The 12,868-nt window shown below is 60.9% G+C and carries 9 protein-coding genes; all 9 read left to right on the forward strand.

Annotation, left to right across the window (positions count from 1 at the left end):
- The first annotated feature begins 236 nt into the window (after window positions 1–236).
- The 9 genes from BR41_RS22400 to BR41_RS22440 all read left to right on the forward strand — a co-directional run bounded on the left by BR41_RS22400 (window position 237) and on the right by BR41_RS22440 (window position 12,181).
- Entirely contained in the window at window positions 237–1,391 is a 1,155-nt protein-coding gene (locus BR41_RS22400; RefSeq protein WP_035061842.1) for a hypothetical protein, read from the forward strand.
- A gap of 95 nt (window positions 1,392–1,486) precedes the next feature.
- Window positions 1,487–3,556, forward strand: a complete 2,070-nt coding sequence (gene fliD, locus BR41_RS22405) for a flagellar filament capping protein FliD (RefSeq protein WP_084187546.1) — start codon at window positions 1,487–1,489, stop codon at window positions 3,554–3,556.
- Between the two features lie 331 nt (window positions 3,557–3,887).
- Window positions 3,888–4,361 (forward strand): hypothetical protein, encoded by a 474-nt coding sequence (locus tag BR41_RS22410; protein WP_035061847.1) that lies wholly within the window; start codon window positions 3,888–3,890, stop codon window positions 4,359–4,361.
- A 23-nt stretch (window positions 4,362–4,384) separates the two neighbouring features.
- A complete protein-coding gene (tssF, locus tag BR41_RS22415; RefSeq protein ID WP_035061849.1) occupies window positions 4,385–6,154 on the forward strand; it encodes a type VI secretion system baseplate subunit TssF in 1,770 nt (589 codons plus the stop codon).
- A complete protein-coding gene (gene tssG, locus BR41_RS22420) occupies window positions 6,118–7,200 on the forward strand; it encodes a type VI secretion system baseplate subunit TssG (protein WP_084187547.1) in 1,083 nt (360 codons plus the stop codon). The genes tssF and tssG overlap by 37 nt, the downstream gene beginning before the upstream one ends.
- 46 nt (window positions 7,201–7,246) lie before the next feature.
- Entirely contained in the window at window positions 7,247–7,771 is a 525-nt protein-coding gene (gene tssJ, locus BR41_RS22425) for a type VI secretion system lipoprotein TssJ (RefSeq protein ID WP_035061851.1), read from the forward strand.
- Between the two features lie 22 nt (window positions 7,772–7,793).
- The gene (tssE, locus tag BR41_RS22430; RefSeq protein ID WP_035061854.1) at window positions 7,794–8,213 is read left to right on the forward strand and encodes a type VI secretion system baseplate subunit TssE; all 420 of its coding nucleotides are present in this window, start codon (window positions 7,794–7,796) and stop codon (window positions 8,211–8,213) included.
- A gap of 180 nt (window positions 8,214–8,393) precedes the next feature.
- Window positions 8,394–11,462: an EAL domain-containing protein gene (locus tag BR41_RS22435; RefSeq protein ID WP_084187549.1), complete on the forward strand. Its 3,069-nt coding sequence runs from the start codon at window positions 8,394–8,396 to the stop codon at window positions 11,460–11,462.
- The gene (locus BR41_RS22440; protein WP_035061855.1) at window positions 11,447–12,181 is read left to right on the forward strand and encodes a GntR family transcriptional regulator; all 735 of its coding nucleotides are present in this window, start codon (window positions 11,447–11,449) and stop codon (window positions 12,179–12,181) included. The genes BR41_RS22435 and BR41_RS22440 overlap by 16 nt, the downstream gene beginning before the upstream one ends.
- Window positions 12,182–12,868 lie beyond the last annotated feature (687 nt).

Consider the following 12,868-nt stretch of genomic DNA (forward strand, 5'->3'; position numbering starts at 1 on the left):
ATGTCCGGGGCGGTCAGAGTGGTTTCAATCCAAATGTAGCTGAAAGTATCGCTGCATCGTGTCGATACAAAATCGTACAAATTGGCCGGAAGCTGACAAATAACGCTACAAATCGGCATGCCGTCGACATGGCCGGGATACAAGCCGGTGTTGAAATGCTGTCATGCCGAAGCAGGATTCGACTGCAGTTTTCGGCAAGCCCCTTTCAAACACTGGCAACAGCGGGAGCCCCGATCATGAGCACGATTTCCGGCATTTCCTCGTCGAGCAGCAGCTATTACTCAAGCAAAATTTCGGACGAACTCAAGCAGCGCCGCCAGAATTACAAGGCGTTGGAGAGTGCGCTCAATTCGGGCGACATGACCGCTGCCCAGCAGGCTTACGCTGCGCTGCAGCAGTCACAGCCCTCTACGTCCAGTTCATCTTCGAATTCATCCTCCGGCGGTGGCAACTCGCCGTCGCAGCAATTCCAGTCCGATTTCAGCGCGCTTGGCACCGCCCTGCAATCGGGTGATCTCTCGACGGCGCAGAAAGCGTTTGCCACCTTGCAGCAAGATCGCCCGCGCCCGCCGGGTCCGCCGCCGTCGGAAGGGGATTCCGGCAGCAGCGGCATTCAGCAGATCGCGTCTGATCTGAGTTCGGTGCAAAGCGCGCTCAAGAGCAATGACCTGAGTTCGGCGCAATCGAGCTTTGCTTCCTTGCTCAAGGACATCACCAGCCGGTTTGGCTCGCTCGACAGCACCAGCAGTTCGTCGAGCAGCAGTACCAGCAGTACATCCAGCACCGCATCCACCAGCTCGGTCAGCAGCGCATCGAGCGGCGCCAGTGGTTTGCTGGGGCAGATCGATACCGATTTCACCACCTTGTCGAATGCCTTGGCATCCGGCGATCTGAGTGGCGCGCAATCGGCGTTCTCGAATCTGCTGCAAGACATTACGTCGTCTGCCAGTTCGTCTGCGTCGGGCGGTGTGGCGCAAGCGGGCGGGGCGCAGCCACACCATCACCACCATCACGGCGGCAGCGATGGCGGTGGGCAAATCGGCTCGGAACTGAGCGCGGTTTCCAGCGCGCTGAACGCCGGCGATCTGAATTCCGCGCAATCGGCGTTTTCGTCGCTCATGAATTCGCTCAGTCAAACCGATAACAGTAATGGCAGCACCAGCAGCACGTCGTCGACGTCGACGGCAGCCAGCGGGCTGGGCCAGATTCAATCCGATTTCAGCACGCTGGCCAGCGCGCTCAACTCGGGTGACTTGAGTTCGGCACAGAAGGCGTTTGCGACGCTGCAGCAGGATCGGCAGAGCTGGCTGCAAGCCCAGGCCAGTAATCCGTACTTGGTTCCGCGCTGGAGCGGGCTGACGTCGAGTACGTCTGTCAACACATCGGCATAACGCGCGTTATGGATTGATGTTGGACGCCACGGGCCGGATCCGGTCCGTGACGTGTTGTTTGCATTTACGCAGTATCTGCTTCGGGAGCTCTGATCATGGCGACGACGTCTGCCTCCACATCTGCCTCATCCAGCTCGGCCATCCTGACCTCGATGGGCATTGGCTCGGGGATCGACATCAACAGCATCATCACGCAGTTGATGACGGTGGAAAAACAGCCGTTGCAAACGCTCGATGCCAAGATCAGCACCGATCAGACCAAGATCTCCGCGTTGGGAAGCGTGCAAAGCGCGCTCAGCGTGTTCCAGGCCCACGTTATCAGTCTGGAAAGCGCCAGCAGCTATACCAGCGTGAAAGGCAGCCTCGCCAATACGGCGGTCGGCACGGTCTCTACCACGGGTACCGCGCAACAAGGCAGCTATAGCTTGTCGGTCAGCCAGCTGGCGCAAAACCAGAAGCTGTCTTCGCAAAGCTTTACCACGGTGAACGATCCGGTCGGTACCGGCACGCTGTCGTTTTCATTCGGCACCTTTACCGACAACAGTACCGCCGTGCCGCCCAGTGCCAATACCTTCGTCGCCAACGGCAATCAGGGTGCATTCAGTGTCACGGTCGATAGCAGCAACAACACGCTTTCCGGCTTGCGCGACGCGATCAATGCCAAGAATGCCGGGGTGACCGCCACCATCATCAATGATGGCAGCGGCTATCGCTTGCTGATGAGTTCGACCAATACCGGTGCGGCCAATAGCCTTCAGGTCACTGCGGCCGATGACGATGGCAACAACACGGATACCAATGGCCTGTCCCGTTTTGCCTACGACCCGCTGGGCACGAAAAACCTGACCCAGTCGCAGGTGGCGCAGGATGCCAAGCTCACGCTGGACGGCATCAGCATCTCCAAGGCCAGCAATACGATCAGCGATGTGTTGCAAGGCGTGTCGTTGAATCTGCAAGCCACGACGACCACTGCCACCACGTTGTCCATAAGCAGCGATACCTCTGGTGTCGCCAAATCGGTGGGCGATTTGGTCACCTCGTACAACAGCTTCATCAAGGCGGTGAACGCGGTCACTTTTTACGATTCGACCGCGACTGATCCGACCTTGAAGGCGGGTGTGCTCAATGGCGATCAGTCCGTCACTTCGTTGCAAACCTCGCTGCGCCAGACGCTGAACAAGGCGCTGGGCGGCGGCAACGTTTATCAAAGCCTGAACGACGTGGGCATCAGCTTCGACAAGACGGGCAATATGACACTGGATAACACGAAGTTGCAGAACGCACTGTCGGCCAATCCGAATGCCGTGGCCAGCCTGTTCGCCGTCAATGGCATCGCCAGCAATTCGAGCGTGAGCTACCTCGGCGCGACGGATCAGACCCAGACCGGTCAATACGATGTGCAGGTGACTGCGCCGGCGACTCAAGCTGGCTTGTCTGGCGATGCAATGAGCGCCTCGCCGATCACCATCGATGCCAATAACAATTCGCTGATGGTAGCGGTGGATGGCGTCTCGTCCGCCATGATCACGCTCAACGCAGGCTCCTATACCCAGAGCGCGCTGGCTGCGGAAATGCAATCCCAGATCAATGGCGACAGCGCGCTCAAGGCCGCAGGTGTCTCGGTGACCATGTCTTACGATTCGACCAACAACAAGCTGGTCATGCATTCCAATCGCTATGGCAGCGCATCGAACGTGCAGGTGACCAATGTGGGCGCCAATGCCGAAACAACGTATGGCCTGCATGTGGGTCTGAATGCTTCCGGCACCGATGTTCAGGGGACGATTGGCGGATCGCCGGCCAACGGCAACGGCCAGGTGCTGACCGGGACGGGCAACGCCACCGATCTCAAGCTCTCGATTTCGGGCACGACCGCAGGTGACTACGGCACGGTCTCGTTCAGCCGCGGCTTCGCCAGCCGGCTTGATCAGACGATTACCAGCCTGCTGTCCAGCAGCGGCCCGCTGACCGCTGATATCGCCAACCTGAACAGCAACATCACCGATATCCAGAGCCAGGAAGTGATGATGAACCGCCAGTACGACGCGATGCAGGCGACGTATACAGCACAGTTCACGGCTATGGATTCGCTGGTGGCTTCGCTGAAATCGACTGGTACTTTCCTCACACAACAGTTGGCATCGCTCACGTCGTCGAAGGCGTGATTCGCTTGTTGTATGGCTTGGCGTGATCCCGGGGGCGAGTCCTCCGGGATCACGACGCGTAGCTCACTCGGGCCGTTGCGGTCGCAATGGCCCCGTCATTCTTCGCGGCTCCCCACATTCCGCGCGCACTTTCAGAGTCCTCTGATACCCCCACCCCTTTGAGTCAGGCAGCCTGATGCACCTGTATTGGTTCGTCAGAGATTGCTACGCATGTCTGATTTATTGCTTACCCAAAATTATCCCGCGATATCGGCCGCTCGCCCGTCCGTGCGCGAACGCAATGAGCGCCCTGTCTGCGCAATGCGCATGACCTGTATGGAGGAATGAGGAAATGATGTCGGCGAACGAGCAAGAGCTGGAAAAACCGCTGAGGTTGCGTCGCTATGCCGCCGGCTCCTCCCGGCAACGGCACAGCAGCGGCTGGCTGGTGAAACTGGGGCCCAACCCGGAATCCAGCGCCTACTTCAGCATCGGCTATTACGGCTCGGACGAGCAGGCTCAAGAGGCCGCCCGACAGTTCGGGCAGTCGGCGCGAACCTTGCACCGGCTGGCCATCAACGTGATCGGGGTTCCTGCCGACGCCTTGCGTTACCACATCCGCAACCGGGACCCGATGCCGCCGCAGCTGGGGTTTGAACTGCGGCTGCTGCGGCCGGGCAGTTACTTCTGGTTGAAGCGGGCCATCGTGATCGAGGACGTCAACACCGCCAGCGATGCATTGGTGGAAGCCAAGGCATGGGTCGAACAAGAGTTCGCGCGCGGCCCAGAGCGGCTGCCCTTGCCGAACCGTAGCGATCGCCGCTAAAACGCCCGCCAAGTAGAGCCGCGATGGACGATCCAATCCTGCGTTATTACGAAGCCGAAATGCGCTATCTGCGCGAGGCTGGCAAGGAATTCGCCCGGGCGCATCCTGATCGGGCCGGGGCGCTGAATCTGGATCGTGTTGGCGATCGCGACCCTTACGTGGAGCGCTTGTTCGAAGGCTTTGCTTTCCTCACTGGCCGCTTGCGGCAAAAGCTCGATGACGATCTGCCCGAGCTGACCGAGGGCCTGGTCAGCCTGCTGTGGCCGCATTACCTGCGCATGATCCCGTCGCTGACCGTGGTGCAACTCTCCCCGCAGGCCGATGCCTTGCAACAAGGTGATCTCGCGCCAGCCGGATTGATGTTGCGATCCAGCCCGGTGGGGCCGGAATGCACGCGCTGCCTGTATCGGACGACACAAGCTGTCTCGTTATTGCCCTTGCAGCTGGAGGCAGCTGGTGCCCACGTGCAGCACGATGGCCGCTCTGTCATCCGTTTGCGATTCCGGCTGGAGAATCAGGCGCGGCGCGATCAGCTCGATCTATCCCGCCTGCGTTTGTTCCTGGCTGCCGATACGCCGGTGGCGTTTACCCTGCACCACGCGTTGACCCGGCAAGTGATGTCGATGCAGCTGCGCATTCCTGGCGAAACGCAACCGCAGCCCTTGCCGCAAGGGCATTTCCAACCCGCCGGATTCGCGCCGCAGGAACGGCTCTGGCCCAAGGCCGACAACGCCTTCGGTGGCTACCAGCTGTTGTTGGAATACTTCAGCTTCCGCGAGAAATTCCTGTTCATCGATCTATGTGGCTTGGACATTGCCGCCTTGCCGGAAGCGGTGGTGTCGTTCGAAATCGAAGTAATCCTCTCGCAGCATTACCCCGACGATATGCCGTTCACTGCCGAAAACGTGCGGCTGCATTGCGTGCCGGCGATCAACCTGTTCGATCTCGAGGCAGAGCCGATTCGCGTCGATCACCACGCCAGCGAATACCGGGTCGTACCGATGCTGCATCACGGTGCGCATGTCGAAACCTATTCGGTCGATGCGGTGCAGGCGTTTGATCACGCCAGCGGCGAGCGCCACGAGTACGTGCCGTTTTCATCGTTCCGCCACCGTGGCGGCATGCTGCGTCATGAAGCGCCGGAGCGTTACTTTCATGGCCGGGTGCGACGCGGCCCGGCTGGCTTGTTCGAAACCTGGCTGGTATTGGGCGGCCATGCGTGGGAAGCACAGCGCGATCTGCCGGTCGAAACGCTGTCCCTGCGCGTCACCGGTACGAATGGCCTCTTGCCGCGCAAAGCGCTGCGCGAATCGCAGATTCTGGAATTGGCCGGTGGCAGTGCCTGTGTCGCCACCGTACGCAACCTGACCGCCCCGACCTTGCCGATCTATCCGCCAATGGAGGATCGCTTCCACTGGCGCGTGCTCTCACACTTGGCCCCCAATTATCTATCGCTGCTCGACGCCGAGGTGCTGCGCGGCACGTTGGCGTTGTATGACTGGACGGACGACGAACTCAACCGCCGCCGGCTGCAGGGCATCGTGCAGGTGGACCATCGGTCGGTGCAGCGATTGGAGCGGGGCGCCTTGCTGCGTGGGGTCAGTATCGAACTGACGCTGGATAGCCACTGTTTCGCGGGCGAAGGTGACCTCTACCTGTTCGGCGAGCTGCTCAACCGGTTCTTTGCCGCCTATGCCGATATGAACCTGTTTACCCGGCTCACCGTGATCTCATTGCCGTCCGGCAAGCGGATCGAATGGGCCGACAGCAAACCGACGGCTGCGCCGCTGTGAATGCACCGCTCGTCGATGTGGGCACAGTGCCCAATGCCCGCCTGAGCGAATCCCTGTTGCGCCGCGCAGCGGCAATGAATTTCTACCGCTTCTGCGAGTTGCTGGAACTCATTCATCCAGACCGGCCCGGTCTGGCCACGCGTGATACCCCGGCCCATGAGCCGGTGCGCTTTCGGCCGTCACCCTCGCTTGGCTTCCCGGTCAGCGACATTGCTGGTGTCGAGTTCGAAGATGAAGTGCACCCGACCGCAACCGCACCGCCCACGGTTCGTACCACCTTTCTTGGTCTGTACGGTGTCGACGCGGTGCTGCCGTATTACTTCCTCGACGACATCGCGATGCGCCGCGAAGGCAGCGATGCGCTCGCTGGCTTGCTTGATCTGTTCAACCACCGTATCACCACGCTGTACTACCGCATCTGGCGCAAATACCGCTACCCGGTCGGCTTTCGGGCCGGTGCGACAGACGCGGTATCCCGCTCGCTGCTGGGACTGGTTGGTTTGGGCATTGGCGACGTTGCGCAGCGGCAGGGGATTCCCGCTGCGCGTTGGCTGGCCTTGCTGGGCTTGGCAAGTCAGCGTACCCGCCCGGCCGAAGGCTTGGTGGGCGTAGTGCGCTATCTGGTGCCGGATGCCGAAGTGACAGTGCAGGAGTTCTGGCCGGTTGCGCATCGCATGGCGCATGCGACGCGCTTGGGTGACGGCCCCATCCGGCTGGAGACCGGCAACCTGCTGCTCGGGCGCACCTTGACCGAACGCAACAGCACCGTCCGCATCGTGATCGCGCCATACACCGCCGATCGATTGCTCGCGCTGTTGCCGGGCACGCAAGACCACCACGATCTGCTCGCCATGCTGCGGGTGTATCTCGGGCTGCGGTTTGATGCGGAGTTGGTGCTGCGGGTATTGCCCGCCTTATTGCCCGCTTGTGCGCTGATCCGCCCTCGCCGACGGTTGGGTTTGAGTTTGCTGGGGCGTGCGCATCAAACGGCTCGCCCACTGGACATCCGCATCGGCCGCTATTCCAGCCACACGCCTGCCCATTGACCCAATCCATCGCTCCCACTCACCAATCAAAGACGGGGACCACCCCATGAACCGACTCCAATTCCTGCTCTGTCTGGCATTGAGCCTCGCCGTAGCGCTAGGTGGCTGTGGCCTCGCCCAAAAGGTGAAAGACGGCACGGTCGATCTCACAAGATCAGTGTTTTTCGCCCAGACCAAGACTGTGAAGCTCGATCTGCTGGCGCGAGAAGAACTCAACAGCGACGACAAGTCACAGCCGCTGTCAGTCGTGGTGCGGGTGTATCAGCTGCGTGACGGCAAACGCTTTGCCAGCACTAGCTATGAGCAACTGCTGACCGAAGACAAAGTCCGTTTGGCCGACGATCTGCTCGCCAGCAAGGAAGTCATTCTGCTGCCGGGCGCCAGCCTGAGCCTGGATGAGCCATTGGATAAGGACGCCAAACAGATCGGCGTGGCCGCGTTCTTTCGCAAGACGGATGTGCCGTCGGGCTGGCAGCTCCTGATTGGGCGCGAACAGCTGTCAGACGAAACACCGTTTCGCATCCTCGCCCAAGGCTACCGCCTGCAACCGGATACGCCGGCCCAACCCTGACAAGCCTCAACCGGAGACCGACATGCCCACCGGCCCCGCCTTCTACGAACGCCTGACCGGTCATTTGACTGATGGCCAAAGCATCGATGACTTTGATGAGCGGACGCTGACCATTCTGAGCGTGATGGACAGCATGCAACGCATCCTCAACAGCCGGGCCGGCGCGCTCAAGCACCTGCCGGACTACGGCTTGTCCGACCTCACCGGTATTTATCGCGACTTGCCCGCGGGCGGCCATCGCCTGATGCGGGAAATCCAGCTCACGCTGCTGAAGTACGAGCCTCGCCTGAAAGCGGTGGAGGTGGCTTTGCGCCCGCCGGAAGACGGCATGCAGCTGGGCTTCACCTTGCTGTGTCACCTCAAGCAGGCCGGGCTGGTCCGCTTCGGCACGTACTTCATGCCGGAAGGGCGGGTACGGTTGACCCGGCAGCAGGATGGTTAAAAGTACCAATGACCGCTCCGCAAGCCCGGTAAACAAGTACGGGCTGCGAATCGTTAAAGAAAGGAGAATCCTGGCCGAATCTGGCCGGGACAAACTGTAGGCGTGCGATGGCCGTGTTGCTCCCTGGCCCGGAGCGGGACGAAAGACGGCCGATGCCCGCCCGCGGACTGCGAGCGTGTCATGGCAATGCCGCTAAGCATTCTGTATGTGGATGATTCGCCCTACGACCGTGAGCTCGTGCGTGCTGCGCTTGCCGCAGAGGAGGGCGTGTTTCGGCTGGTTGAAGCCGCCACTGCTGCTGAATTCGAGGCGCGCCTGGGCGAAGCCGGCTGGGATGCGGTGCTGAGTGATTTCAACATCCTCGGCTTTGATGGCCTGCAAGTGCTGGCGCTCGTCAAAGCACGCGATGTGCATATCCCGGTGGTGATCGTCACCGGCACCGGTTCCGAAGAAGTCGCCGTCGAGGCCATCAAGCGTGGCGCAGCCGACTACGTCATCAAGTCGGTCAAGCACATCCAGCGCTTGCCGCAAATCATCCGCAATGCCATCCAGCAAGCGCAATTGCAACTTGCGCACGAGCGTGCGACCAAGGCGCTATTCCGCCTCTCCCGCGCCCGCCTGGTGATGGCTGAGTGCAACCATGCGCTGGTGCACGCCAGTGAGCCGCTGGTGTTGCTGCACGAGATGTGCCAACTGCTGATCGGTCTGGCGCACTACGACCATGCCTGTATCCGGTTGGCGGATGAAGCCGGGCAGCTTGCCATTGCCGCGCAAGCCGGGGTGGCGCAAGCGGGTGACGTTCCGCCGTTATCGATGGCCTTGCCGCTGCAATCGGGCGCTCAACTGCTGGGGGAGCTGACGCTTGAAACCAGCGAGCCCGATGCATTCGATGATGACGAAATGAAGCTGCTGGCCGAGCTGGCTGACGATATCGCCTTCGGCATCACCGCCTTGCGCACTCAGTCCGAGCGCAAGGAACAGCAAACCAAGATTGCCCGGCTCAGCCGGATTCAAGCCGTGTTGTCCGGTATCAACTCCGCCATTGTGCGTATCCACGAACGCCAGGCGCTCTTCGATGAAGCATGCCGGATCGCCGTCGAGCACGGTGGTTTCGACCTGGCGGGCATCGGCCTGCTGACTGGCGAATCCCTGCGCCTGATGTCCTCGATGCGCCGCGAGGGAATGCCTGCCGGGTCGCCGGAGGTGCTGTACGACGCGACGCTTGAAGCCGCGCTGCTCGGCAACATGCAACGCAGCCAGCAGGCGGTGTTCTGCAATGACAGCAGCCAGGCACTGGACGGCCAGCGGCTGCGGTCGGTGGCTGCACTGCCCTTGTTGCTCGACGACGCCTGCATCGGTGCCATGCTGCTGTATGCGCCGGAAGCCGGGTTCTTTGATGCCGAAGAGATCAAGCTGCTGAACGAGCTGGCAGGCGATATTTCTTTCGCGCTCAAGTACATCGAGCGGGCTGAGCGGGTTGATTACCTGGCTTGGTATGACCCGCTCACCGGCTTGCCGAACGCACGCCTGTTCAATGAACGGCTGGCCCAATTGCTGTTGACGGACGAGCGCGGGAATCACCAGCTCGCCGTCATCCTGATCGACCTGGATCGCTTCAAACGGTTGAACGATAGCCTGGGCCGCCATGTCGGCGACGCTGTCCTGCGGCAGGTGGCGCAACGGCTGCCCGCCAAACTGCACGAGCCCTATACCCTGGCCCGGGTCGGCCCGGATACCTTTGCAGTGGCCGTATCCGGCTTGCGCCAAGCCAGCGATGCGGCGACGCTCCTGCTGGATCGCTTGCTGCCGGAAATCTCTGCCCCGCTGGTTGGCAGCCATCCCGGCAACAACGTGCAGATCACCGCACGGGGCGGCATCGCACTCTTCCCGACCGACGGTACAGATGCAGAAACCCTGTTCCGCAACGCTGAATCAGCGCTGAAACAAGCCCAACTGCAAGGCGAGCCATCGCTGTTCTACGCGCCGGAAATGAATGCGCTGGTCACTGGCAAGCTCATGCTGGAAGAACACCTGCGCCGTGCGCTGGATGAAAACCAGCTGATCCTGCATTACCAACCCAAAGTCAGCGCGACCGGCGGCCAGATCGTGGGGGCGGAAGCGCTGGTGCGTTGGCAGCACCCGGAACACGGCCTGATCAGCCCGGCTGATTTCATCCCGCTGGCCGAAGAAACCGGCCTGATCGTGCCGCTGGGCGAATGGGTGATCGATGCGGTCTGCGCCCAACTGGCCCGCTGGCATGCTGCCGGGCTTGATCTCGTCCCGGTAGCGGTCAATCTTTCCGCCCTGCAGTTCCGCCGCGGCAACGTGTTGCAGGTCATCCGGCAGTCCTTGCAACGGTATGACATCCCGCCCAAATACCTATCGCTGGAGCTGACCGAAACCATCGTCATGCAAGATGCGCCAGCCGCCACCGCCGTGCTCGATGGCTTCCGGCAATTGGGCCTGCCGCTGGCGCTAGACGATTTCGGCACCGGCTATTCATCGCTCGCCTACCTCAAGCGCCTGCCGTTCGATGCCCTGAAAATCGACCGTGCCTTCGTCAGCGAGATCACGCACAAATCAGAAGACGCTGCCATTGCCAGCGCCGTGATCGCCATGGCGCACCAGCTCAACCTGCGCGTGATCGCCGAAGGCGTCGAAACCCAGGGGCAGTTTGACTATCTGCGGCGGCATGACTGCGATGAAATTCAGGGCTATTTCTTCAGTCGGCCAGTCCCGGCCGACGATTTCGCGGCGTTGCTGCAGCGTGGTCGTTTCGAGATTCCGGTGAACGATGCCCGCGAAGTGCGGCAACGCACCGTGTTGCTCGTTGACGATGAAGCCAGCGTCCGCACGGCATTGCGCCGTATCTTGCTGTATGAGGATTACCGCGTGCTGGAAGCGTGCTGCGGCAGCGAGGCGCTCGATGTGCTGGCGAGCAACTCGGTGCAGGTGATCATTTCCGACCAGAACATGCCGGGCATGTCGGGCCTCGAATTTCTTGACGTGGTACGGCAGCTCTACCCTGACACCATGCGCATCCTGCTGACCGGCCACGCTGATCTTGATGCAGTTATCAATGCGGTAAACAGCGGCGCGGTCTACAAATTCTTTACCAAGCCCTGGCAAAATGACTTGCTGTTGGGGCATATCAGAGAGGCATTCCGGCATTACCGCTGGCCACGTGTAGAGGCGTTGCCAGACGAACATAAATCGATAGGGGTGGAGAGCACATGGCCAACAAATTGACCGCATTGCGGGTGGATATCCGCGAAGGCGTACCCGACTATCTGATCGTCAAGCAGCGGCTGGCGGCGGCTATTGCGGCCGGCTTCTGGGTGCAGGATGAACCCCTGCCATCGGTCGACGTGATTGCCGAATTCAGTGGCGTCACCGCTGATAGCGCCCGCCATGCGCTCGATATCCTGACGCGTGAAGGCCAGATCAAGCAGAACCCGAACGGCGAATTCGTCATCACACCGAAGATCGACCAGCCGCTGGGGCGTCTCACCAATCTGAGCGTCATGCTCAAGCACCGTGGCTTCGTCGCCGATTCGCGCTGGCTCGGCAAGCGGCTGGCCACGCCGAACGATGAGGAAATGGCGAACCTCGATATTCCATCGACCTCACGCGTGGCCAAACTGGAGCGCTTGCGGCTGGCAGGCGATACGGTGATGGGGCTGGAAGTCTCATCGCTGCCGGAAGACATCGTGCCGGAGCCGGAGCGGATCGAGGGCTCGCTCTATGCCTACCTGGCCGCCAGGGAAATCGCCGTGGCTTCCGCCAAGCAGCACATTGAAGCGTTGGTGACGGGTGAGCGGTTGGCGAAAATCACCGGCTTTGCGCTCGGGCTGCCGTTGCTGCATTTGATCCGGGTCAGCTATGACCAGCGCAGCCGGCCGATCGAGCTGACGCATTCGTATTTCCGCAGTGATTACTATCGGTTTGTGGTGGATTTGAAGGGGTAGGGGGCAATGTAGCCCGGACGGCTTGCCGGCCGGGGCCTTTGGCGGTTGTAGTTTTAGCGCCTTTGGCGCGGGTAAAAGCATTTCAGCGCGTTCCGTCGCGCGGACGGGGAAGGGACTTTGTCTCGGGCTGTACATATTCCTTGGGCCCCCTCCACCCCAAAGGCGACCCTGCAAAAGCGTCTGTCGCAAGCGCCAGATGCCCCCGCCAGCCAGCCCGTCACGGGCGGGAATCGAAAACTCGGGCCAAGGCCCTCAGACACTCGATCCCCGAAACCCCCGCGTCGGCCTGTCTGGCGGGGCGCTTTTGAAAGGGGGGCGGACCATCCTCACCCCGGCCCTCTCCTTGAAGGCGAGGGTGACGTTGTTTGATGCAGTGTTGTATGGCGCGATTATTGGCATGCGTTTGCGACAATATTGGCTTGGTGCTCATAATTCTGGGATTTTCCGAGAGTTACAGGAAAATTCCGAATCTACCAAGTCGTCGGATAGAGCGGATGCGCTCCAACGCCAGCAGCGGCTTTTGACGAACGGCCGCTGTTCTTGATCGCAAATACGTGCTCTAAGTCTGAGTCGGATGAAGGTTGTTGTCACACTGCTTATGTCGGCATACCGCGCGTAATTGTTGTAGCTCCCTTTCTTTCCCTAGAAAGCTACAATCTAGGCACGGGTTCCGCGCCGCCCGCAGAT

This window comes from Andreprevotia chitinilytica DSM 18519 (assembly GCF_000711875.1).
Lineage (GTDB): Bacteria > Pseudomonadota > Gammaproteobacteria > Burkholderiales > Chitinibacteraceae > Andreprevotia > Andreprevotia chitinilytica.

Bases quoted from the DNA above. Each gene is read 5' to 3' on its own strand.
- BR41_RS22400 (WP_035061842.1), top strand. From the start codon at position 237: ATGAGCACGATTTCCGGCATTTCCTCGTCGAGCAGCAGCTATTACTCA.
- fliD (WP_084187546.1), top strand. From the start codon at position 1,487: ATGGCGACGACGTCTGCCTCCACATCTGCCTCATCCAGCTCGGCCATC.
- BR41_RS22410 (WP_035061847.1), top strand. From the start codon at position 3,888: ATGATGTCGGCGAACGAGCAAGAGCTGGAAAAACCGCTGAGGTTGCGT.
- tssF (WP_035061849.1), top strand. From the start codon at position 4,385: ATGGACGATCCAATCCTGCGTTATTACGAAGCCGAAATGCGCTATCTG.
- tssG (WP_084187547.1), top strand. From the start codon at position 6,118: ATGGGCCGACAGCAAACCGACGGCTGCGCCGCTGTGAATGCACCGCTC.
- tssJ (WP_035061851.1), top strand. From the start codon at position 7,247: ATGAACCGACTCCAATTCCTGCTCTGTCTGGCATTGAGCCTCGCCGTA.
- tssE (WP_035061854.1), top strand. From the start codon at position 7,794: ATGCCCACCGGCCCCGCCTTCTACGAACGCCTGACCGGTCATTTGACT.
- BR41_RS22435 (WP_084187549.1), top strand. From the start codon at position 8,394: ATGGCAATGCCGCTAAGCATTCTGTATGTGGATGATTCGCCCTACGAC.
- BR41_RS22440 (WP_035061855.1), top strand. From the start codon at position 11,447: ATGGCCAACAAATTGACCGCATTGCGGGTGGATATCCGCGAAGGCGTA.